At 72.5% G+C, this 21,110-nt stretch carries 20 protein-coding genes; 10 read left to right on the top strand and 10 right to left on the bottom strand.

Annotated features, from left to right (window positions below):
* Positions 1-5: 5 nt before the first annotated feature.
* From ACIQF6_RS18050 to ACIQF6_RS18035, 4 genes are read left to right on the top strand one after another with little or no spacing between them, the layout of a single operon-like run.
* Positions 6-326, top strand: coding sequence for a TcmI family type II polyketide cyclase (locus ACIQF6_RS18050; RefSeq protein ID WP_400896405.1), 321 nt, complete (start codon positions 6-8; stop codon positions 324-326).
* A gap of 45 nt (positions 327-371) precedes the next feature.
* Positions 372-2,054: an acetyl-CoA carboxylase, carboxyltransferase subunit beta gene (gene accD, locus ACIQF6_RS18045; protein WP_400895899.1), complete on the top strand. Its 1,683-nt coding sequence runs from the start codon at positions 372-374 to the stop codon at positions 2,052-2,054.
* Positions 2,051-2,557, top strand: coding sequence for an acetyl-CoA carboxylase biotin carboxyl carrier protein (locus tag ACIQF6_RS18040; RefSeq protein WP_400895896.1), 507 nt, complete (start codon positions 2,051-2,053; stop codon positions 2,555-2,557). The genes accD and ACIQF6_RS18040 overlap by 4 nt, the downstream gene beginning before the upstream one ends.
* Before the next feature lie 9 nt (positions 2,558-2,566).
* Entirely contained in the window at positions 2,567-3,934 is a 1,368-nt protein-coding gene (locus ACIQF6_RS18035) for an acetyl/propionyl/methylcrotonyl-CoA carboxylase subunit alpha (protein WP_400895894.1), read from the top strand.
* A 113-nt stretch (positions 3,935-4,047) separates the two neighbouring features.
* On the opposite strand, the gene ACIQF6_RS18030 is transcribed toward ACIQF6_RS18035, so the two are convergent.
* Positions 4,048-5,133: a methyltransferase gene (locus tag ACIQF6_RS18030; RefSeq protein ID WP_400895891.1), complete on the bottom strand. Its 1,086-nt coding sequence runs from the start codon at positions 5,131-5,133 to the stop codon at positions 4,048-4,050.
* Positions 5,134-5,177: 44 nt separating this feature from the next.
* Positions 5,178-6,329, bottom strand: coding sequence for a nitrous oxide reductase family maturation protein NosD (locus tag ACIQF6_RS18025; protein WP_400895888.1), 1,152 nt, complete (start codon positions 6,327-6,329; stop codon positions 5,178-5,180).
* Positions 6,330-6,556: 227 nt separating this feature from the next.
* Between ACIQF6_RS18025 and ACIQF6_RS18020 the strand changes: the two genes are divergently transcribed.
* Entirely contained in the window at positions 6,557-6,844 is a 288-nt protein-coding gene (locus tag ACIQF6_RS18020) for a hypothetical protein (protein WP_400895885.1), read from the top strand.
* Between the two features lie 135 nt (positions 6,845-6,979).
* On the opposite strand, the gene ACIQF6_RS18015 is transcribed toward ACIQF6_RS18020, so the two are convergent.
* The gene (locus tag ACIQF6_RS18015; RefSeq protein WP_400895882.1) at positions 6,980-7,720 is read right to left on the bottom strand and encodes a hypothetical protein; all 741 of its coding nucleotides are present in this window, start codon (positions 7,718-7,720) and stop codon (positions 6,980-6,982) included.
* Positions 7,721-8,077: 357 nt separating this feature from the next.
* On the opposite strand from ACIQF6_RS18015, the gene ACIQF6_RS18010 reads away from it, so the two are divergent.
* Entirely contained in the window at positions 8,078-9,727 is a 1,650-nt protein-coding gene (locus tag ACIQF6_RS18010; protein ID WP_400895879.1) for an alpha/beta hydrolase, read from the top strand.
* 109 nt (positions 9,728-9,836) lie between these two features.
* Here ACIQF6_RS18010 and ACIQF6_RS18005 read toward each other — a convergent pair whose 3' ends face one another.
* The 4 genes from ACIQF6_RS18005 to ACIQF6_RS17990 all read right to left on the bottom strand — a co-directional run bounded on the left by ACIQF6_RS18005 (position 9,837) and on the right by ACIQF6_RS17990 (position 13,855).
* Entirely contained in the window at positions 9,837-11,507 is a 1,671-nt protein-coding gene (locus tag ACIQF6_RS18005) for an MFS transporter (protein WP_400895876.1), read from the bottom strand.
* A complete protein-coding gene (locus ACIQF6_RS18000; RefSeq protein ID WP_400895873.1) occupies positions 11,504-12,058 on the bottom strand; it encodes a TetR/AcrR family transcriptional regulator in 555 nt (184 codons plus the stop codon). The genes ACIQF6_RS18005 and ACIQF6_RS18000 overlap by 4 nt, the downstream gene beginning before the upstream one ends.
* A 346-nt stretch (positions 12,059-12,404) precedes the next feature.
* Entirely contained in the window at positions 12,405-12,800 is a 396-nt protein-coding gene (locus tag ACIQF6_RS17995) for a cell division protein SepF (protein WP_400895870.1), read from the bottom strand.
* Positions 12,801-13,390: 590 nt separating this feature from the next.
* Entirely contained in the window at positions 13,391-13,855 is a 465-nt protein-coding gene (locus tag ACIQF6_RS17990; RefSeq protein WP_400896403.1) for a DinB family protein, read from the bottom strand.
* Positions 13,856-14,078: 223 nt separating this feature from the next.
* On the opposite strand from ACIQF6_RS17990, the gene ACIQF6_RS17985 reads away from it, so the two are divergent.
* On the top strand, positions 14,079-14,453 hold the full coding sequence (locus ACIQF6_RS17985) for a YrdB family protein (protein ID WP_400895867.1): 375 nt from the start codon (positions 14,079-14,081) through the stop codon (positions 14,451-14,453).
* Between the two features lie 151 nt (positions 14,454-14,604).
* Here the strand turns inward: ACIQF6_RS17985 and ACIQF6_RS17980 are convergent, their stop codons facing one another.
* Both ACIQF6_RS17980 and ACIQF6_RS17975 read right to left on the bottom strand, forming a co-directional pair.
* Positions 14,605-15,432 (bottom strand): TVP38/TMEM64 family protein, encoded by an 828-nt coding sequence (locus tag ACIQF6_RS17980; protein WP_400895865.1) that lies wholly within the window; start codon positions 15,430-15,432, stop codon positions 14,605-14,607.
* A 265-nt stretch (positions 15,433-15,697) separates the two neighbouring features.
* A complete protein-coding gene (locus ACIQF6_RS17975; RefSeq protein ID WP_400895862.1) occupies positions 15,698-16,612 on the bottom strand; it encodes a deoxyribonuclease IV in 915 nt (304 codons plus the stop codon).
* A gap of 120 nt (positions 16,613-16,732) precedes the next feature.
* Here ACIQF6_RS17975 and ACIQF6_RS17970 point away from each other — a divergent pair, with 120 nt between their 5' ends.
* Complete coding sequence (locus ACIQF6_RS17970; protein ID WP_400895860.1) at positions 16,733-17,497, top strand: class I SAM-dependent methyltransferase; 765 nt, start codon at positions 16,733-16,735, stop codon at positions 17,495-17,497.
* A gap of 288 nt (positions 17,498-17,785) precedes the next feature.
* On the opposite strand, the gene ACIQF6_RS17965 is transcribed toward ACIQF6_RS17970, so the two are convergent.
* A complete protein-coding gene (locus tag ACIQF6_RS17965) occupies positions 17,786-18,979 on the bottom strand; it encodes an MFS transporter (protein ID WP_400895857.1) in 1,194 nt (397 codons plus the stop codon).
* Positions 18,980-19,064: 85 nt separating this feature from the next.
* Between ACIQF6_RS17965 and ACIQF6_RS17960 the strand changes: the two genes are divergently transcribed.
* On the top strand, positions 19,065-20,459 hold the full coding sequence (locus tag ACIQF6_RS17960; protein ID WP_400895854.1) for an ROK family transcriptional regulator: 1,395 nt from the start codon (positions 19,065-19,067) through the stop codon (positions 20,457-20,459).
* A gap of 171 nt (positions 20,460-20,630) precedes the next feature.
* A complete protein-coding gene (locus ACIQF6_RS17955; RefSeq protein WP_400895851.1) occupies positions 20,631-21,044 on the top strand; it encodes a molybdopterin-binding protein in 414 nt (137 codons plus the stop codon).
* Positions 21,045-21,110: the final 66 nt, after the last annotated feature.

The following is a 21,110-nucleotide window of genomic DNA, read 5'->3' as shown; positions in this document are numbered from 1 at the left end:
GCGCCGTGCACCGCGCCCTGATCGTCGCCCGGATGAAGCCCGGCACCGCCGAGCACATCGCCGGTGTCTTCGCCGACTCCGACCGCGGCACCCTGCCCGGCCTGATCGGCGTCAGCGGACGCAGCCTGTTCCAGTTCGGCGACGTCTACCTGCACCTGATCGAGTCCGACCGCCCCGCCGGACCCGAGGTCGCCAAGTACGCCGACCACCCCGAGTTCCGCGACGTCAGCGAACGGCTCGCCGTCTACGTCGACGCCTACGACCCGGCGACCTGGCGCAGCCCCAAGGACGCCATGGCGCACGAGTTCTACCGCTGGGAACGCTGAACCGGCGCACCGGACAGCGAAACTGCACAGGGAAGGAGAGCCGCCGTGGCCGAACAGAGCGAACCGGCGGACTGGGTGCGCTGCGCAGGCTGCGCCGGCCTGATCTACGGCCGGCGCTGGGCACGCACCCTGCAGGTGTGCCCCGACTGCGGGCACCACGGGCGGCTCACCGCCCCGCAGCGGCTCGCCCAGCTCCTCGACCCGGGCACCGCCGAAACCATCGGACCGGTGCCCGCCCTGCACGACCCGCTCGGCTTCGTCGACAGCCGCCCCTACCAGGACCGCCTCGACGAGGCCCGCGACCGCACCGGCCTGCACGACGCCGTGCTGTGCGCCGCCGGACAGATCGAGGGCCAGCCCTGCGTCGCCGCCGTGATGGACTTCCGCTTCCTCGGCGGCAGCCTCGGCTGCGCCGTCGGCGCCCTCATCACGCACGCCGCCACCACCGCGCTGGACCGCCGCGTCCCACTCGTCCTCGTCACCGCCAGCGGCGGCGCCCGCATGCAGGAAGGCGTGCTGTCGCTGATGCAGATGGCCAAGACCGCGCAGGCGATGGCCGAACTCGACGAAGCCGGCATCCTCACCGTCTCGGTGATCACCGACCCCACCTACGGCGGCGTCGCCGCCTCCTTCGCGACCCTCGCCGACGTCATCCTCGCCGAACCGGGCGCCCGGATGGGCTTCGCCGGACCCCGGGTCATCGAACAGACCACCGGCGAGAAACTCCCCGAAGGCTTCCAGACCGCCGAGTTCCTGCTCGCCCACGGCATGGTCGACGACGTGGTGCCCCGGATCGGCCTGCGCCCCGTCCTCGGCCGCCTGCTCGGCCTGCGGCCCCCCACCGGGCCCCGGCCGCCCGGCGACGGCGCCGCCATCCTGCGCGCCGCCGACGAACTCGCCGACCGCGACCCCTGGCAGAACGTCCGCCTCGCCCGGCACCCCGAACGGCCCACCACCCTCGACTACATCCGCCGCCTGGTCGACGACTTCCAGGAACTGCACGGCGACCGGCTCACCGAGGACTGCCCCGCCATCGTCGCCGGCACCGGACGCCTGGCCGGCACCCCCGTCGTCCTGATCGGCCACGACAAGGGCGGGCCCGACCTCGGCGAACGCCGCCGCCGCCGGTTCGGGATGGCCCAGCCGGCCGGCTACCGCAAGGCCAACCGGCTGATGCGCCTGGCCGCGAAACTCGGCCTGCCCGTGGTCACCCTGGTCGACACGCCCGGCGCCAACCCCGGACCCGAGGCCGAGATCGGCGGCCAGGCCGCCGCGATCGCCGAGAACCTGCGGCTGATGGCCCGCCTGCCCGTCCCCATCGTCACCGTGCTGATCGGCGAGGGCGGCAGCGGCGGAGCCCTCGCGCTCGCCGTCGCCGACCGCGTCCTGGTCAGCGCCAACGGCATCTACTCGGTGATCAGCCCCGAAGGCTGCGCCGCCATCCTGTGGAAGGACCCGCAGGCCGCACCCACCGCCGCCGCCTCGCTGCGGATGCACCCCGGCGACCTGCTCAGCCTCGGCGTCGTCGACGGCATCGTCCCCGAACCGCCCGAAGGAGCCCACCAGGACCACGCCGCCGCGGCCGACCTGCTGGAGGCCGCCGTCACCGAAGCCCTGCGCGAACTGATCCCCTGGGACCCGGACCGGCTGCGCGCCGCCCGCCGGGCCCGCTTCCACCGCTTCGGCGCCGACCTCGGCCCAGAAGCGGCAGATTGGAGCCAGCCATGACCGTCGAGGTGAAACACCAGCCGTCCCGCGGACGGATCGCCCTCACCGGTGACGGATCCGGCGGCCCCGACCAGGTCGCGGACCTCGCCGAACTGTGCCGCAGCATCGCCGAACTCGCCCGCACCAGCACCCGCCCGCCCCGCCGGATCCGGCTCGAACACCTCGGCACCGCCGTCGAGGTCGAATGGGACGAGGCCAGCGCACCGGTGACGGACCCCCGGGCGGCCCCGGACCCCGCCCCGGAGAGCGAGCCCGCGGACGGCACCCACCACGTGTGCGCCCCGATGATCGGCACCTTCTTCCACGCGCCCGAACCGGGCGCGCCGCCGTTCGTCGCGGTCGGCGACACCGTCATCCCCGGCCAGCCGATCGGCATCCTCGAAGTGATGAAGATGATGAGCCCCGTCGAGGCCGACATCGCCGGCCGGGTGGTGGAGATCCTCGCCGCCGACGGCGCCGCCGTGGAGTTCCAGCAGCGGCTGATCGCCGTCGAACCCGCATAGGGGGCCCGCATGTTCACCACCGTGCTGATCGCCAACCGCGGCGAGATCGCGCTGCGGATCGCCCGCACCTGCCGGGAGATGGGCATCCGCACCGTCGCCGTGCACTCCACCGCCGACCGCGACTCGGCGGTGGTCCGCTTCGCCGACCGGGCCGTCCACCTCGGACCGGCCGCCGCCAGGGCCAGCTACCTGCACATCCCGTCCATCGTCGAAGCCGCCCGGCTCACCGGCGCCCAGGCCGTCCACCCCGGCTACGGATTCCTCTCCGAGGACCCCGACTTCGCCGAGATCTGCGAAGCCAACGGGCTCACCTTCATCGGCCCGCCCCCGCAGGTCATCGAACAACTGGGCGACAAGTCGGTGGCCCGGCGGCTGATGGCCGAAGCCGGACTGCCCGTGCTGCCCGGCTCCGTCGGCGCCGTCCGCAGCCCCACCGAAGCCCGCGAGATCGCCGCCCGCACCGGATACCCCGTCATCCTCAAGGCCGTAGCCGGCGGCGGCGGACGCGGCATGGCCGTGGTCCGCGACGCCGCCGACCTGCCCACCGCGTTCCAGGAGACCCGGGCCCACGCCCGCGCCGTCTTCGGCGACGAACGGCTCTACCTGGAACGCTACGTCGACGGCGCCCGGCACATCGAGGTCCAGGTGCTCTGCGACCGGCACGGCAACGCCGTCCACCTCGGCGAACGCGACTGCTCCGTGCAGCGCCGGCACCAGAAGCTCATCGAGGAATCCCCCGCACCCAACCTGCCCGACCCGCTGCGCCGCGAGATCTGCGCCGCCGCCGTCCGCGGCGCCCTCGCCGTCGGCTACGTCGGCGCCGCCACCTTCGAATTCGTGCTCGCCCCCGACGGGGCGTTCCACCTGATGGAGGTCAACTGCCGACTCCAGGTCGAACACCCCGTCACCGAGATGGTCACCGGCATCGACCTGGTCCGCGAACAGCTCACCATCGCCGCCGGCGAACCCCTGACGTTCCGCCAGGACGCCGTCCGGCCGCGCGGCGCGGCCGTCGAGGCCCGGGTCAACGCGGAGGACCCCGAGCGCGGCTTCCTGCCCACCCCCGGGCTGCTCACCGAATTCGTCCCGCCCGGCGGCCCGTTCGTCCGGGTCGACACCCACGCCTACGCCGGTTGGACGGTCGGCCCCGACTACGACTCGCTGCTCGCCAAGACCATCGCCTGGGCGCCCGACCGGGAACAGGCCGTCACCCGCCTCGACCGGGCCCTCGCCGAGTTCCGCATCGACGGCCCGGGCGTCCGCACCACCACCGACTACCTTCGCCGCACCCTCGCCGACCGGCGCTTCCGGGACGGCCGGCACACCACCGGGCTGGTCGCCGAGATGGCCGCCGAGGCCGCGGAGGCCGCCGGGTAGCCGTTCCGTCCGTGGCGACAGCCTGTGCCACAGCCTGTGCCACAGCCTGCGCGACCGGCCGAGAGCCGTCCGGACCACTGCGGTCCGGACGGCTCTCGGCCGGTCGGGGACGGTCAGGGGACGGTGCAGGAGAAGGCGTGCAGGTACGCGTTGACCGGGGCGACGGCCTTCAGCAGCAGGCCGGACTCCTCGATCAGCGCGGTCAGACTGCCCAGCGTGTGCTTGGCGCCGCCGACGTTCAGCAGCAGCAACAGGTCCATCGCGGTGGTGAAACGCATCGACGGCGACTCGTCGACCAGGTTCTCCACGATCACCACCCGGGCGCCCGGACGGGCCACCTGGCGCAGGTTGCGCAGCGTGCGGCGGGTGGAGTCGTCGTCCCACTCCAGGATGTTCTTCACCAGGTACAGATCGGCCTGCACCGGGATCGCCACGCGGCAGTCGCCCGCCACCAGTCGGGCCCGGCCGGCCAGCGGCCCGCCCGGCAGCAGCCGCGGATCGGCGTGCTCGATCACCTTCGGAAGGTCCAGCAGCGTGCCGTGCAGCCCGGGGTGACGCTCCATCAGGGCAGCCAGCGCCTGGCCCTGGCCACCGCCGATGTCGGCGGCCGTGGCGATGCCCGTCAGATCCAGGAAGTCGGCCAGGTCCTGCGCGGACTGGCGGCTGGACTGCGTCATCGCCCGGTTGAACAGGGCCGCCGACTCCGGCGCGTCGTCGTGCAGGTACTGGAAGAACTCCTTGCCGAACGCGTCGGCGAACACGCTGCGCCCGGTGCGCACCGCGTCGTCCAGCCGGGACCAGGACTGCCACGTCCACGGCTCGGTGCACCACAGCGCGATGTCGCGCAGGCTGCCGGGCTCGTCGGTGCGCAGCAGGCGCGACAGCGGGGTGTGGTGGAAGCGGCCGTCGTCCGTCGCGGCGAACACCTCGTAGCAGACCAGGGCCCGCAGCAGGCGTTCCAGCGGGCCGGCGGCGACGCCCAGTCCGGCCGCCAGTTCCTCGGCGGTGGCGGGCTGTTCGTCCAGTGCGTCGGCCAGCCCCAGGCTGGCGGCCGCGCGCACCGCGCCCGCGCAGGCGGCGCCGAAGGCCAGCTCGCGCAGCACCATCGCGGGCGGCACGGCGGCCGCGGGGGCCGTGGTGGGGTCGTCGGGCGGTTCACCGGCGGACGGCGGGACGGGGCGGGTCGGGGCGGAGGTCATGGGCGCGGCGGCCTTTCGTGGGGCTGGAGGGCTCGGAGGGCCGGTCAGCAGTGGCCGGCGGGCTGGGAGGTGTTGCAGTAGTTGGTCACGAAGGAGCTCCCGGTGCCCTGGTCGCGGTCGACGAGGTCGGTGGGCTGGTTGTCGCTCAGGATGTTGCCGGTGACGACGGCGCGGGCGTTCGGCGCGCCCACCACGCTCGGGTACAGCACGATGCCGCCCGACATCGGCGAGCTGCCGGAGTGGTCGGAGATCAGGTTCTCGGAGACCACGACGTCCTCGGTGCCGGTCAGCAGGATGCCCGTCCCCTGGACCGAGTCCAGCCGCGGATTGGGCTCGCAGTAACGGTTGTTGGCCCGCACCACGTTGTTGCCGACGGTCAGCGAGCCGGCCCGCGGCACCCCGTCGTCACCGACCACGAAGATGCCGCCGCAGTTGCCGGACGCCAGGTTGCCCGTCGCCATCAGGTCGCGCACCCGGCGCAGCTGCAGGCCGATCCGGTTGCCGGTCAGCCGGTTCGCCGCCACCTGGGTGCCGCGGGTCTCCAGCGCACCGCCCTTGCGATCGAACCAGTTGGCGACGAAGATCCCGGCCTGCCCGTTGTCCCGGGCCTCGTTCTCGGTGAGCACCGAGCGGGTCGACATCTCCACGCTGATGCCCTGCAGGCCGTTGTCGTGGGACGTCACCTGATGGATGGTCAGCTGGTCGGTGACGGCGGCGGCGACCCCGTTCTTCGCGAAGCCCGCCACCGCCAGCGACTCCACCACCGCGCCCGACACCGGCCGCACCGGCGCCCCGCGGTCGTCCGCCAAACCCGTCACGCACAGCCCGTTGCCGGCCGCGGCGCAGGTGCTGTGGTCCGCCGGGTCGGGCACCAGCACGGAGCGGTTGCCCTGCCCGCGCAGTGTCACCCGGTCGGTGGTGAGGGTGACACTGCCAGGGAAGGTGCCCGCGGCCAGCTCCACCACGTCACCCGGACGGGCGGCGTCGACGGCGGCCTGCACGGACGAGCCGGGTTCGAGGCGATGCACGTTCGGCTGGGCGGCCGTCCCGGCGAAGACGGAGGCGGGGCGCGAGATGCCGGTGAGGACCGGGGGCACCGGCGCGGCGGCCAGCAGGGTGGGCACGACGGCGCCGGCGGACAGCAGAACGGCGGCGAGACGGGTGCGCGGGCGTGTCGGAGCGAAGAGAGAAGTCATCTGGGGGAGCCGATTTCCTGGGGTCGCGGTCGCGGACGGCGTTGGCGCGCGCCCGCCGCCTCGAAGCTATGGTCGCGCCCCGCCCGCGGCCAGCCGGGTTCGGTCGCAAGGGTTGCCCGCGCCCGCCGACCGGGTGGCCGGGAGGGCGGCACCACCCGTACACCCGATCGGGGGGCACTACGGCCGGGTACCGGGCCCGTCCGGGCCGGTCGAACCACTATGGACCCATGACCCTGCACCGTGAACGAACCTCAGAGCAGACCGACCCCGCCCCCGACGACCTGTGCCCCGCCGGAGTCGCCCGGTCCGAGCTGTTCCCCGCCGAACCGCACTCCGCCGACCACTACCGCACCGAGCGGCAGCGCAGCGAGGAGTACCGGCTCGACGAGGAACTCGCCGCCCGGCACGCCCCCGTGGAGGCCGGGCCCGAGACCGAAGTGGAGACCGCGAGCTGGCCGGACGCCGACGACCCCGCCTGGGACTACGACGACGTCATCCTCCGGTCGGTCAACTGAGTGCCCGTCAGCACACTGTGCCCGCTGCTCGACCACGGTCGAACGGCGGGCACAGTGTGCTGACGGGCACTCAGTCTTTTTTGTTTTTCGGCTCGATGTTCGGTTCGGTGTCCATTTCGGTGTCCATTTTGGTGTTCAGTAGCGCTGGGCCTTGACCACCACCGGGATCAGCGTGGTGTCCGAACTCTTCGTGGAGAACGCCACCGGGTTGGCGGTGGCATTCGGAGCCAGGTTCTCCACGCCCACCACCGACGAGTCCACGGCCTGACCCGAGCTGTCGGTGAAGTCCACCTGGATCGCATACGAGCGGGTCTCCAGGGTGCTGTTGGTGACCGTCACCTTCGCCGCCGTCAGATTGCCGGTGACCTGCGTCGGAATCCCGGTCAGCGTCACATCGCCCAGCGCGTTGCCCGCGTCCGGGACGGTCGCCAGCACCTGGGTCGCCTTGTCCCGGCTCGCCGCCGCCTGGGCGTTGGCCGACGCCTCGAACTCCGCCGCCTGGCGCGACGCCGACGCCGACGCCGAGGAGACCGACGCCAGCGCCGAGGAGTGCAGCGAGCCCAGCGGGGACGGCGGCTCGCCCGAGAAACGCTCCGGGCCCACCGTGAACGTCGACATGGCCGCCTGCACCGGATTCTCGCCCGACGTGCCACCGCAGGACGCCATCACCGCGATGCCGGACACCGCCGCGCCGAGCGCGACCACCAGCCGCGCCCCGCGACGGACCCGCTGCCCGGGCCGGGCCGGCCGGGCCTGCCGGGCGGGCGGGCCGACCCGGCCCTGACGCAGCAACGGCCCGCGGGGCTCGCGGGGCTTGCGCTGCCGGGTCGCCGGGGGCGCCGGGTCGGTGTGGGGCGCTGCCCCGGGGTGGGCCACTGCTTCGGTGTGGGGCGCTGCCCCGGTGGGCGTCGGTTGCCGGTCGGAACTGTTCCGGTCCGCGTCTTGCATCGCGCTGCACCCTTTCGCTCAGAACCGCGCCGGTCACTGCGCGCCGCGGTCGATCCGGCGAGCCGTCGGCCCGCACCAGGACGTGCGGAACCAGCGCTCCGCTCTCCGTCCCCATCGTCGGAGCCCGGCAACCCCCGTGGCCAGCGGCGCTGCGCCATTCGAGGGGAGTCCGACGGTCCGTCAGATCGAGTGCTGCGGCAGCGAGATACGTATGGCGGATGGTCGGAGGGTTTCGGACGGCGGCGGGCGGAGCGGAGGGCGAGGGCAGTGGGGGAGCAGCGGATCGTGCGGCGTTGGCCGAGTTGGAGTGCGCTGGTCGGGGCGGTGCTGTTCTACTGCCTGTCCTTCACGCCGTCGCTGCTGCCCCGGCCCTGGCTCCTGCAGGCCGCCGCCGGGGCGATCACCGCGTTCTTCGGCTACGGGCTCGGCGCGTTCTTCGGCCTGGTCGCCCGCCGGTGCGGGCTGCGGCCCCCGCCGGCCGTGCGGCAGGTCGGCTGGTGGCTGCTGGCCGGAGTCGGCGGCGGCGCCGTCGTCGCGATCACCGCGTGGAGCGTGCGCTGGCAGGGCGACGTGCGGCGGGCCGTCGGACTCGACCCGCGGATCGGCTGGTGGCAGTGGGCGCTGGTACTGCCGGTCGCCGTGCTGCTCGGCGGGCTGCTGGTGCTTGCCGCGCGGGCCGTCCGGCTCGGCACCCGGACGCTGCGGTGGATCCTCGACCCGGCCGTTCCCGGCTGGGTGGCCGCCGCCGGGGCCACCGCGCTCGCCACCGTGCTGATCGTCGGCCTCGTCGAGGGCGTCCTGCTGAGCGCCCTGCTCGGCGCCGCCGAACGCGCGGCCGCCCTGACGGACCGTTCGACCGGCCCAGGCATCGTCCGTCCGGAACTCCCCACCCTGTCAGGCAGCCCCGCTTCGTACGAGAGCTGGGACAGCCTCGGCAACAAGGGCCGCGACTTCGTCGGCAGTGCCCCCACCGCCGCCCGGATCTCCGCGTTCACCGGACGCCCCGCCAAGGACCCCGTCCGGGCGTACGTCGGCCTCCGCTCCGGCGAGGGAGTCGGCCTCACCGACCCTGAACGCGTCCTTCAGGAGCGGGCCCGGCGCGCGGTCGCCGAACTCGACCGGGCCGGCGGCTTCCAGCGGAAAGTGCTGGTCGTGATGGGCACCACCGGAAGCGGCTGGGTCAACGAACGCATCGCCCAGCCGCCCGAGTACCTCTACGACGGCGACAGCGCCGAAGTCGCCTTCCAGTACTCCTACCTGCCCAGCTGGATCTCCTTCCTGACGGAGGGAAAGGCCGGCGAGGCCGGCCGGGCCCTCTACGACGCCGTCCGCGCGCACTGGCTGCAGCTGCCCGCCGACAGCCGACCCCGGCTGCTGGTGGCCGGCGAGAGCCTCGGCTCGTACGCCGTCGAACAGGCTTTCCCCGGCGGCATCGACCAGCTCGCCGCGGAGACCGGCGGGGCGCTGCTGGTCGGACCCACCCCCGACAACCCGCTGCGGAAGGCCGTCACCGACGGGCGGGCCCCCGGCAGCCCCGTCTGGCGGCCCGTCTACCAGGACGGCCGGACCGTGCGCTTCGCCCAGCAGCCCTCCGACTTCGCGATCCCCGACGCGCCCTGGCCGCAGCCCCGCGCCGTCTACCTGCAGAACGGCAGCGACCCGGTGGTGTGGTGGCAGCCCGCGCTGATCTGGAGCCGGCCCGGGTGGCTGAACGGGCAGCGCGCCCATGACGTCTCACCGACCATGCGCTGGTACCCCCTGGTGACGTTCTGGCAGGTCACCTGCGACCTGGCGGCGTCCGAGGCGGTGCCCGAGGGGCACGGGCACCGCTACGGACTGATGCCGGTCGAGGCCTGGTCCCGGATCGTCCCGCCCGACGGCTGGACCCCGCAGGACACCGAACGGCTGGTGGCGCACCTGCGGGAGCAGCCCTGACGGGCGCGGGGGAGCCGTTGCAGGGCGGACCCGAGGTGGTGGGGTTCTCGGGGTGGTGGGGTTCTCGGGGTGGTGGGGGTTGTCGGGGCGGGCGCGGCCCCGAGCGGTGTCAGGATTCGCCGGCGACCGGACCCGGGGCGGTGGGGCTCTCGGGGCGGGCGCGGAGCAGACGGTGGGCGAGGGCGGCGGCGGTCAGCAGCAGGGCGGCCGAGACCCACGCGGCGACGTTGATGCCATGGACGAAGGCGGAGTTCGCGCTGGTCAGCAACTGATCGGCGAGGTCGCCCGGCAGGGCTGCGGCCGCCTGCACCGCACCGCCGAGGGACTGGCCGGCCTGCTCGGCCAGCGCCGGGTCCGTGTGCGGCGGGACGGTGAGCGACCCCGCGTACAGGGCCGTCAGGATCGAGCCGACCAACGCGATGCCGAGCGCCGCGCCCAGCTCGTACGCCGTCTCCGACACCGCCGACGCAGCACCCGCCTTGTCGGCCGGGGCTGCACCCAGCACCAGGTCCGAGGAGAGGGTGTACACCACGCCCTCGGCGGTACCCAGTGCCAGGAACGACGAGCCGATCAGCAGGTACGCGCTGTCGGTCCGGACCACGCCCAGCACCGCGATGCCAAGGCCCATCACCAGCAGACTGACCGTCAGCACCCGGCGCGCACCCGCGCGCCGCGCCAGCCGGGCCGTCAGCAGGCCGCCGACCACCGAGCCGACGAAGGCCGGGAGTTCGGCGACGCCCGCCGAGAGCGGCGAGTAACCGCGCACCAGCTGGAGGTACTGCGACATGAAGAAGATCACACCGGAAAGGCCGATCAGGCTGATCAGTGAGGACACCACCGCCGCCGTGAACCGCCGGTCACGGAACAGCCGAACGTCCAACAGCGGAGTCGCCAGGCGGAGCTGACGCCGCACGAACAGCGCGAGAGCCGCCGCGCCGAGCGCGAACGTCGCCGGAGTGGCCCAGGATTCCAGACCGTGCGCGGCGAACTCCTTGATGCCGTACACCGCGCCGATCACACCCGCCATCGACAGCAGCACGCTCACCATGTCCCAGCGCCCCGGACGCGGATCGCGGGACTCCGGCAGCAACCAGCCGCCGAACACCAGCAACAGCACCATCACCGGCAGGTTCAGCAGGAACACCGACCCCCACCAGAAGTGCTCCAGCAGCACCCCGCCCACCAGCGGCCCCAACGCCGCGCCCGCCGTCGCGCCCGCACCCCAGATACCGATCGCGGTCGCCCGCTCACGGGCATCCGGGAACAGCGCGCGGATCAACGACAGTGTGGACGGCATGATCGTCGCGCCCGCCACGCCGAGCAGCGCCCGGGCCATGATCAGCCAACCCGGCCCCGGGGCGTACGCCGCCAGCAGCGAAGCCGCGCCGAACGCCACCGACCCCGCCAGCAGTACCCGCTTGCGCCCCAGCCGGTCGCTGAGCGCGCCCATCGACACCAGCAGGCCCGCCAGCACGAAGGAGTAGGCGTCGCCGATCCAGAGCAGCTGGGTGCCGGAAGGGCCGAGAGTCTCGGTGATCGACGGGATGGCGAGGGACAGCACCGTCGCGTCCACCGCCACCAGGGTGACGGCGAGCACGAGGACGGCGAGACCGGTCCAGCGGCGGGTGGGGCGGGCGAGCTGCTCCTTCCGGTCTTTTCGATCTTTCTGGTCGAGCAGGTCGGTCCGGTTGTCGCCGGTTCGGTTGTCGTCGGTTCGGTTGTCGTCGGTCCGGTTGTCGTCGGTCCGGTTGTCGTCGGGCCGGGCGAGGGGGGAACTCATGGGGTATCAGGTCTCCGTAGAGCGCCGCCGAGGAACAGCTCGGCGAGCGAGAACGCGCTTTCGCGAGGGGCGAGCCGGCCTTCCTGGACGGCCCAGCCGATGCCGGCCACCAGGTCGAAGAACGCCTCGCTGAGCCAGCCGGCCGAGAGCTCGATCCTGAACACCCCCTCCTGCTGCCCGCGCAGGAACAGCGCGCGGACCCGGGCGTCCTGGAGCTCCCAGAGGTCATTGATCTCAGGATCGTCGTACAGCTGGTTCTCACCGGCCAGGAACGCGCACAGCGCGGCATCCGGCACCACCGCGTCCACCAGCCGGCGCAGTGCCGCCTCGGCGTTGCCCTCCTCCACCTGCGCGGTGTCCAGCGCGGCGGAGAACCGACGCAGACCGAGGGCGCCCACCTCACGGATCAGGGCCTCCCGGCCCGGGAAAATCCGGTGCAGGGTGGCGCGGCTGATGCCGGCAGCGCGGGCGATCTCGTCGAGATGGGCCGTCGGGCGTCGGGAGAGGACGCCGACGGCTGCCTCGAGGACGGAGTCGCGGTCGGTTGCCATGAGATCAGCTTAGCGCAGATGAGACATTCGTGTCTCACTTTGGAGGTTTGGGTCTCATGGGTGAGGTGGGGGTGGGGTGGGCGGTGTTGTGGTCCGGTGGTGCGGTGGTGCGGTGGTGCGGTGGTGCGGTGGTGCGGTGCTGTGGCGGTCCGGTGCTCTGGCGGTCTGGCGGTCTGGCGGTTCGGTGTTTTGGGGGTCCGGGGATTGTGGGGTGGGGTGCGGGTGAGGGCGTACGCACGCCGAAGACCCCGCGCGGGGCGCGGGGTCTTCGGAGGTGGTGCGGTGTGGAGCTGTGTCGGCGGGGTCGGGCGGCTCGGGTGGGGTTGGTGGGCCGCCGCCGGGTGGATCAGCTCTGGTTGTAGAAACCGGACTCGTCGAGCGGGCGGTCGATGACCATCACCTCGACGTCCGCCGGCGTGAGCAGGAACACTCGGCGGGCGATCCGCTCGATGCCGCCGCGGGTGCCGAAGATCAGACCGGAGGCGAAGTCGACCATCCGCTTGGCCTCGGCGTCGTTCATCTCGGTGAGGTCCATGACCACCGGCGTGGCGGCGCGGATGTGCTCGCCGACGGTGCGCGCGGCCTCGAACCCGGTGGGTCGGAGCGAGACGATCTTGGACGGCCCGATCTGCCCGCTCGGCAGCGTCTCCTCGCCGTCCCACGATTCCTCGTACACCGCGGCCGGGTAGCTGCCGGAGGGCATCAGCCACCCGTTGTGGTGCTCGTCGCGAAGTGCTCCCATTAGCCGCGCCTCCCTGTCTCGTTCCGTACTCGTCCCCCGGGGGACAACGGTCGTTTTGACACGTCATCCACTTGTTGGAACTGTCCGAGTATCGCACTGATCACCGAAGAAGTGCCCGCACGCGCCCACCCGACGGGTTGTGGCGTGGGTGAATATCCGTGCTTGCCCGGATACTCGCAACGACGCAGACGTTCGGTGAACGGTTGCGCGCGACGACACTATCGGTGGCAGCCGGAGGGCAGTTGACTGTGTGTCAACAATCATGTAACGGCTTCACCTGATGGGCTGGGTTTTGGGGCGGGGGTTTCCGGTTCTCCGCTGGCGACCGCGTGTCGCGTGCGTCTTTTGCGTTGGGTGTGTCGCGCGTGTTGGGTGTATTGGGGGTTGCCGCGCGTGCCGCGAGTGCCGCGGGTGGGGGCCGGTGGCGGCCCGTGGGGCGGGTCGGCGGAGGTCTGTGAGGGGCCTGTGGGGTCAGCGGGTTGGCGGCTCGGGGCTGGTGGCCGGCCTGCTTCGGGACGGCTCGGGTCGGGTGGCCCGGGTTGGGTGGTTCGGCCCGGGCGGGCGGGGCCTGGCGGGCCGGGCTTGGTGGATCACTCGCCGGTGGCGCCATCGATCCGCTCGCGGAGCAGGTCGGCATGGCCGTTGTGCCGGGCGTACTCCTCGATCATGTGGACCAGGATCCAGCGGAGCGTCACCTCGTTGCCGCGCCACGGGAGCTTGGCCACGGTGTCCAGCGAAACGCCCTCGACCGCGGCGCGGGCGTAGGCGATGTCCTCCTGCCAGGCGGCGGTGTCGGCCGACAGGTCCGCGTCGGCAACCAGGTCGAAGTCGCCGTCCGGGAACGCGTCGGACCAGTAACGGCCGACCGGCCCGAGGTCCTCGCCGTTCAGGTACTTGCGGAACCAGTGACGTTCCACCTCTGCCATGTGCCGGATCAGCCCGAGCAGCGACATCGAGGACGGGGGACAGGACCGTTCACGAAGCTGGTCCGGTGTCAGGCCCTCGCACTTCAGGGCGAGGGTGGCGCGATGGAAGTCCAGCCAGGAACTGAGCATGGTCGCCTCGTCGGCGGCGAAGGGCGGAGTGGTGCGGACGGTGGCATGGGCGTTGGTGTCGGTCACCTCGCCATGATGAGGCGTGGGTGGGGTGGGGTGTGAACTGGTTTTTGGGCCGGGGTGGGCGGCGCGGCGGTTGCGGCGGTCAGGGGTGGGCGGGGGGTGGTGCGTGCACGTTCTTGTGCGACGATCGGATTGTTTCGCTGGTCGAGGTGGGTGGGGTGTGGGTGTGCACAAGGTGATGACGGGGGTGCAGCTGACGCTACGTCTGTTGCTGGAGCTGGCCTCGCTGGTCGCCCTGGCGATCGGCGGTTACGGGCTGTGGAACGGCGGGCCCGTTGGGGTGCGGGCGCCGATCGCGCTGGTGCTGCCGGTAGCTGCCGCGGTGCTGTGGGGACGTTATGCGGCACCACGACGGCCGGTGCGCGACTCGGCGGCGGCCTGGTACGGCGTCCAACTGCTGGTCTGGGGCAGCTCGGTGGCCCTGCTGGCGGTCACCGGCCATTCGGGCTGGGCGATCGGCATCGGCGTGGTGATGATCGTCAACACCGTCTGGCTGCGGCTGGTCGGCGAGTGGTCGCCGGAGATCGAGCGGTAGGCGGGTGCCGGTGCCGCCCTTGTCCTCCGGGGTGCCGTTCGTGACGTGACATGGGCTCGGGCTCCGGTCGGACCGGGCTCCGGCGCTGCTTCACAGCGGGGCGGTGTGCGGCGGGTGGTGTGCGGCGGGTGGTGTGGGCTGGGAGTCGCGGTCAGGCGGAGCTGCGGGAGCGGGCGCGCCAGAGTGAGACGGCGCTGAACACGCACATCGCCGCGATCACCGATGTCGAGATCAGGAACGCCGGAGAGCCGGGCGAGTTCGCACTCGCACCCGCGATCACGTACGCCGCCGTGGTCGGGACCACGCCGAGCACGGTCGCCGCCAGGTACGGCCAGAAGCGGACTCCGGAGAAGGCGCAGGCGAAGTTGCCCGCTTGGAACGGCGCCCCCGGGAACAGGCGCACCAGCAGCACGCTGCGGAAACCCTGTTCGGACAGTCGACGGTCGATCTCGATCAGCACCTTGCCCCGCACCAACGGCCGCAACGCCTCCCGGCCGAGCGACCGGCCGAGCGCGAACGCGACGATCGCGCCCATCGCCGAACCCGCGATCGCCAGCGGCACACCCCACATCGAACCGAACAGCAGCCCCATCCCCGCGTTCAAAGCAGGGCGGGGCAGGAACGCCACCGTGCCGAAGGCGTAGGCCGCCAGCGCGACCGGCATCCGCCACGGACCGGTCGCCGCCGCCAGCACCGCCGCCGGATCCCACAGCAGCAGCGAGGCCGCGGCGCCAGCGAGGACGGCCGCGAGCAGGCCGAGGCGCAGCAGCGCACGGCGGTGTGCGCGCGGATGCGGCGCAGGCTGGGCCGGAGTGGCGTCCGTGGTCGGGACGGCGTCCGTGGTTGGGGTGGCGTCTGTGGTCGGGACGGCGTTCGCGGTCGGGGCGGCGGTGACGATCGCACCGGCGTCACCGACAGTGACGTCGATGTCGACAGGGGACGGTGCGGTGGGGCCGGATGTGGGCTGCGGGGCGGGCACTTGGGGAGCTTAACCGGCACCGTGGCGGGGGTTCGGCGAGGGGGCACCTTGTCCCGGGGCGGCGGTTCGGCGAGGGGGCACCTTGTCCCGGGGCGGCGGTTCTTCGAGGGGGCATGTTGTCCCGGGGCGGCGGCACCGGACAGGCGGCGACCGGTGCGGCCGGGTGGTGCGAGTGGCGGGTGCGGCTTGGCGGTGCGGGTGTGGGCGGTGCCTGTGGGTGCGGCTGGTGCTGGGCGCGGTTGGAGGCCTGGGGCCTGGGGCCGGCTCAGGCGGTCGGGTGGCGAAGTTGCTTCAGCAGGGCGATGTCGGCGGCGTGCCGGACGCCTTCGACGCGGTCTGGGTCGTGGCGGCCGTCCGGCGTTTCGATGATCAGCGGGACGCCGGCGGTGGCCGGGTGAGCAAGCAGAGCCTGGAACGCGGGGGCGCCGATGTGGCCGGCACCGATGTTCTCGTGACGGTCCTTGCGGGCGCCCGCGACGTCCTGCGAGTCGTTGGCGTGGATCAGCCGGAGGCGGTCCGGCCCGACCGCCTGGTGCAAGGCGTCGAAGAGCTCGTCGACCCCGCCGGGCGAGGCCAGGTCGTGGCCGGCGGCGAAGGCGTGGCATGTGTCGAGGCAGACCCCGACCCGGGGGTGGTGGTCGAGCGCCTCCAGGTAGGCCGCGAGATCCTCCATTCGGGCGCACAGCGAACTGCCCTGACCGGCCGTCGGCTCCAGCAGCAGCCACGGGGCGTCGTCCCCGTACCGATCGAGGCCGTCCAGGATCGGCAATACCTGCGCGCGAACCTGGGCCAGCGCCTCCTCCCGGGTGCCGCACAGCGCCGAGCCGGTGTGAACCACCGCGCCGAGCGCGCCGATTGCTGCCGAGCGGTGCAGCGAGTGGGTCAGCGACTCGGCCGAACGCTCACGAGTCGCCGCCGAGTCGGAGCCGAAATTGATCAGGTACGGCGCGTGGACGTACGCCGGGATGCTCCGCTCAGCGCAGGCGGTGCGGAACGCCAGGTCGTGCGCGGGATTCCCGGCCGGAGTCGCCCACCCGCGCGGGTTGGCGACGAACACCTGCACCGCCTCCGCCCCGACTTTGGCGGCGTAGGCCAGCCCTGTCCCTACCAGGCCCTTTCCGGCCACGGGAACATGGGCACCGATCGGGTTGCGCAGGACGGACTTCATGACCACGAGCATTTCACGGCAGGATGGACCGGCTGGTCACCGGGGTTGTTGGGGTTGCCGGGGGCGTCGGCAGGCCTCCCGTTCGGCGGTCCCGCAACTCGATGGTGTCGGTAGGGCCGGCCGGTCGGCCGGGTGCGGCCCGAGAATGTCAACCGGCCGATCGACGATTACTCGACGGCTGAACGCCAGGTTGTCGACAGATTGCCGACAGGCGGTCGACGGGCGGTCGACGGGACGGAGGAGCGAGAGCAGATGGACGGATCACTGGCGCGGTCGCAGCGCGAGCACTGGGAGCGGACGTACTCCGCTCACCCCGGCATGTACGGGGACCGGCCGTCGGAGCCGGCGGAGCGCGCCGCCACGGTGTTCCCACCAGGGGGAGCAGTCCTGGAACTCGGCGCCGGTCACGGCCGCGACGCGCTGTTCTTCGCCCATCAAGGCTTTGCGGTGACCGCGGTCGACTTCAGCCCTGTCGGTCTCGACCAGCTCACTGCACGGGCCACCGCCGACGGCCTGACGGTGACCACCCTGGTGCAGGACCTCCGTCGGCCGTTGCACCTGCCGGACGGATCGGTCGATGCGGTGTACGCGCACATGCTGTTCTGCATGGCGCTGTCCACGGCAGAATTGGAGGCGTTGGTCGGGGAGGTGCGACGGGTACTGCGACCCGGAGGCGTCCTCGTGTACACCGTTCGGCACACCGGCGACGCGCACTTCGGAGCCGGGATCAGCCACGGCGACGACATCTGGGAGCACGGCGGCTTCGCGGTGCACTTCTTCTCATCGGACCTGGTGGACCGGCTTGCCGACGGCTGGGGCCCGGCGCAGGTCGAACCGTTCGAGGAAGGCGATCTGCCACGGCGGTTGTGGCGGGTGACACAGCGCCGGCCTGCCTGAGTCGCGGCAGGTTAGGCGGAGACTTTCGCGGTGTGCCCCGGCCGACGCTGATTCAGGCCGGGGCTGATTCAGGCGGGCCGGGCCGGGGCCGGGTCGGTCAGGGTCCGGGGCCGACTGGGGCCCGGGTGAGGTTCGGAGGCTCGGGTCTGGGCGTGGGGCGGTCGCGGTTGAGGGGCGGGATCGGTGTTCGCGCCCCTCAACCGGCGGCGTCGGGTGCCGACTCGGCTGGTGACGCCGGTGACGCGGGTGGGTTGGCCGGTCGCGCGGTCGGTGGTCGGTTGGGACAGGTCAGTGGCTGGGCTCCAGGGAGTCGGCGGGGGCCGAGGAGCCCGCGGACGTGCGGTGGCGCATGGCTGTGGCCGACGGAATCAGGGCGACCGCCAGCAGGGTGACGACGGCGAAGGAGACTGTCAGCGAGCTCGCCTGGGCGATGCCACCGACCACGGCCGGGGCGATCAGACCGGAGGTGTACGTGATGGTGGCGACGCCGGCGATGGACTGGCTCGGGTTGGTGCCGGCCCGGCCGGCGGCGGCGAACGCGAGCGGAACCACGACGGCGATGCCTATGCCGATCAGGGCGAACCCCGGAATGGCCAGGTACGGACTGTGGGCGAGAACCACCAGCACACCGCCGAGGCCGGCGACCAGTCCGCTGACCCGCACGGTGCGTACCGGGCCGAGGCGTCGGATCACCGCGTCGCCCGCGAGACGGGCCGCGGCCATGGTGGCGGCGAAGGCCGTGAAGCAGGCGGCGGCGGTCGACGGGGAGGCGCCGGTGATGTCGCGGAGGTAGACGCCGCTCCAGTCCATCGACGCGCCCTCGGCGAAGACGGCGCAGAAGCCGACCAAACCGATGAACAGTGCTTCCTTCGGCGGCAGCGCGAAGCGGGGCGGCGCCTCCTCGTCGGCGGTCGGCCGGACGTCGAGCAGACCGCGCGACACGACCTGGGCGAGCAGGACCAGGATCAGCGCGGTCACCGCGTACTGGATCCGGGCGTCCATCTGCTGATGCGCTGCCAGCACACCGAAGCCGGAGCCGATCAGGCCGCCCAGGCTCCACATGCCGTGCAGACCCGACATGATCGAGCGGCCGAGCCGCTCCTCGACCTCGACGCCCTGGGCGTTCATCGCCACGTCCGACATGCCGGCCGTCGCACCGTAGACGAAGAGCGAGAGGCAGAGAACCACCAGGTGCGGGGAGAGGGCCGGCAGTGCGAGCGAGAGGCACCAAAGGGACAGCAGGCCCTGCAGGGCGGCCCGAGCGCCGAAGCGGTGCACGATGCGACCGGCCAACGGCATCGCGATCGAGGCACCGATCGCGGGGAACACCAGGGCCAGGCCGAGTTGACCGGGGCTCAGCTCCAGCTGGTCCTTGATCCACGGGATACGGCTGACGAAGGTGCCGGTGACAGCACCGTGGACGGCGAACACCAGCGCCACGCTCAGTCTTGCGCGCCGGACGTCCTTGAGAGTTTCGCCCATGCTGGGCTCCCCCTTGGGTCGATCGGATTCGCAATAAACTATCAGGGACCCTGCCTGATAGAAACCTCTGGAAGGATGCAGGCTCATGACGACCGCTCGCACCGCCACGCCGAGCACCGCCCGGGCCATCAACGACCGGCTCGCTCTCGACCTGTTGCTCGATCGAGGCCCGCTCACCGCATCCGACCTGCGCACGCTGACCGGACTCTCCCGGCCCACCGTCGCCGATCTGCTCGAACGACTCCAGCGCAGTGGACTTGTCGCCCAGACCGGAGAGAGCGCCGCGCTCCGCCGCGGCCCCAACGCCCGCCTGTATGGACTGGTTGCCGATCGCGCGCACATCGCCGGAATCGACATCCGCGCCACCGGCGTCAGCCTGGTGGTCGCCGACCTGACCGGGCGGACGCTCGGCACAGCCACGATCGTGGCACCGGTGGCGGGCGAAGCCGACGGGTCGGGGCGGCCGACCGCTGAGGCTGTTTCGGCCTCCTCGGCCTCCTCGACCTCCTCGGCTTCCTCGGTTTCCTCGGCCTCCACGGCTTCTGTGGCCGAGCGGGCGACCGGAACGGCCGGGGCTGTTGGTCTCGCCTTTGCACCGGACGGCACGGGAACGGCTGGGGCCGCAGGGGGCGGGGTGGGGGACAGCGGGGTGGGGGACGGTGATCTGCTCGTGGAGCGGACTGTCGATGTCCTGCTCGCGACCGCCGCCGAGGCCGGCGCCGGTGAACTGCACACCGTCGCGGTCGGCGCACCCGGCCTGGTGGACCCGGTGAGCGGCGCACTCAACAACTCCGGGAAGCTGCCCGAGTGGCACAGCAAGCTGCTCGCCGCTCTGCGGGCCCGCCCCGGGACCGAGGTGATCCTCGAGAACGAGGTGAACCTGGCAGGGGTCGCCGAGCATCGGATCGGCGCGGCGCGCGGCCGGAAGGACTTCGCTCTGATCTGGCTGGGCCATGGCGTCGGCGCTTCGGTGGTACTGGACGGTCGGCTGCGGCGCGGTGCCTCCGGCGGCACCGGTGAGATCGGATTCCTTCCCGTTCCCGGAACCGTAGGCCTTCCGGAGGCCACCCGCTGCGACGGCGGCTTCCACTCGCTGGTCTCCAGCGCCGCGATCTGTGAACTCGGCGCCCGCCACGGACTGCACGCCGAGACCGACGGGCCGGAGCCCGGCGCCGAGGCCCTCGTGCGCCTCGCTGTCGAGAGCGGAGCCGACGATTTCCTGGACGAGCTTGCCGGACGAATCGCAGTCGGAGCCTCTGCGATCTGCGTGGTACTCGACCCCGGCTGCGTGGTGCTGGGCGGCGAGATCGGCCAGGCCGGCGGCCCTGAACTGGCATCCCGGGTGGAACGCCACCTCGCTCGTCTCTCCCCGCTCGCCACCGAGGTCCGGGCCGGCACGGCCGGAGGCGGCGCGGTGCTCGCCGGTGCGGTACTGACCGCCGGCGACGCGGTGCGACGCGAGCTGTTCGGGGGTGAGTGACGCTCCAGCCGCGATCGGTGCGCGGGTCGAGCGGTGCCTCGCGCTGATGACGGGTGGCCGGGCCGTGTGGTCGAGGACCACCGGCGGTGGGGTGTACACCTGGACGGTTGCCGGTACGGCAGGATGGCGGAGTCTGTCCCGCTTTTCGTGAGCCGCCCAGGAGCTGCACCCATGGCCATCCCCGACCGGCCCGTCCACCCGTACCGCATCGGCGAGGCGGCCTCCATGCTGGGGGTGAGCGCCGACACCATGCGGCGGTGGGTTGATGCGGGACGTCTGGCGGCGACTCGCGACGAGCACGGCCATCGGATCATCGCCGGCACCGAACTCGCTTCCTTCGCGCGCGAGTTGGCGCGTCCGGAGAACAGTGAGGCGGAAGGCCGGTCCTCGGCGCGGAACCGGTTCCCCGGGATCGTGACCGCAGTGGTGCTGGGCGACGTGGCCGCGAAGGTGGAGATCCAGGCCGGACCGTTCCGGGTGGTCTCACTGATCAGCCGGGACTCGGTGGAGGAACTCGGCCTGGTGCCCGGTGCCCCCGCCACCGCCGTCATCAAGTCGACCAATGTCGTCGTCGAGCGCCGCTGACCCGTTGTTCGATCGGCGAGCCCGGGCTGCCGGTGCAGCAGTCTCCTGGACCACCCGGCTGCGGCG

This window comes from Kitasatospora sp. NPDC092948, from assembly GCF_044754805.1.
Classification (GTDB): domain Bacteria; phylum Actinomycetota; class Actinomycetes; order Streptomycetales; family Streptomycetaceae; genus Kitasatospora.
The sequence above is the reverse complement of the archived record's forward strand: the minus strand, read 5'-3'. Positions and strand labels throughout refer to the sequence as shown.